Annotated in this window: 2 protein-coding genes; both read right to left on the bottom strand. The window is 44.5% G+C overall.

Annotated features, from left to right (window positions below):
* On the bottom strand, window positions 1-567 hold a 567-nt coding region (locus A3757_RS00510), incomplete at its 3' end, for a flavoprotein (RefSeq protein WP_304439153.1).
* 207 nt (window positions 568-774) lie between these two features.
* Window positions 775-984, bottom strand: coding sequence for a cold-shock protein (locus A3757_RS00505; RefSeq protein ID WP_068512589.1), 210 nt, complete (start codon window positions 982-984; stop codon window positions 775-777).
* Window positions 985-1,198: the final 214 nt, after the last annotated feature.

The raw sequence follows: 1,198 nt of genomic DNA, 5'->3' as shown, positions 1-1,198 counted from the left end.
TGGTTCTTTAGTAATTAATATCTCTAGCGACTCACACAGCTCCGCGGGCTCTAACATTCTGCCAGGACCGACATCCCCACAGGCTTGTTCTCCCTGTGCTGGCCCCAGGATTGTCACTGCAGACCCCAGAGTTTTAGTCAATTCAGAAATATTCCGCCGAGTCAGTGGGTTCAACCACATAGCCTGATTCATTGCAGGCGCCAGGAATACCTGAGCAGTACTAGCCAACAGCAAAGTATTAAGCAAGTCGCCCGCCATACCTTGAGCATATCTCGCTAAAAAGTCAGCTGTGGCTGGAGCAACCAAGATAAGATCTGGCCATTTTGCCAGTTCAATGTGACCCATTCCTGCTTCTGCATCGGAGTCTAACAGTTCAGTTTGGACGGGGTTACCAGACAAAGCCTGCAGGCTAAGTGGGGTAATAAATTGCTGAGCTCCCCTACTCATCACAACACGTACTTGTGCGCCAGCCTTAACGAGCTGCCTGCACAGGTCTGCAGATTTGTAAGCTGCGATACCGCCGGTTATCCCAAGTAATATCTTTTTGCCGCTCAGTTTGGAGCTCATACCTACTTCCCTTCACGATAAAAGCGAAAAGATACCACTCATAGCCCTCGATTTCACGCTAAACCAAGAGTTTATTAGGAGTTCGGCGTCAAGCACTCTCATGCGAACTGCTCACTCTGCATTTTTTACAGGCAAAAAAAAGAGCGCTAAAAAGCGCTCTTTTTCAATAAGCTGATACCACGAGGGTAGCATGCTCATCGAGAGAAATTACATAGGAGTAACGTTCTCAGCTTGTGGACCTTTCTGACCAGTACCAACTGTAAATTCTACAGTCTGACCTTCAGCAAGAGTCTTGAAGCCATCAGATTGAATAGCGCTGAAGTGTACAAACACGTCTGGGCCATTTTCCTGCTCGATGAAACCAAAACCTTTAGATTCGTTGAAAAACTTAACTTTACCAGTAACTCTATCTGACATAATCATATCCTGACTAAAAAACTAAAACATAAAATCGCCGAAAAACTGGATATAACTTATGCTTACCGGGTTGAACACTATTACTAGCAAGTCTAAACACAGAACATAAAAAAATAGCCGGGCTTTCTAGGCTGCCTGCAGTATACTCTATTAAATCTTAAATACAAACCTCATACATAAAGAGTCACAAAAAGTAAACATTCCCTACCGCCTA

The organism is Oleiphilus sp. HI0117, assembly GCF_001635235.1.
This window is presented reverse-complemented; position numbering and strand designations above follow the sequence as displayed.

Bases quoted from the DNA above. Each gene is read 5' to 3' on its own strand.
- A3757_RS00505 (WP_068512589.1), bottom strand. From the start codon at position 984: ATGTCAGATAGAGTTACTGGTAAAGTTAAGTTTTTCAACGAATCTAAA.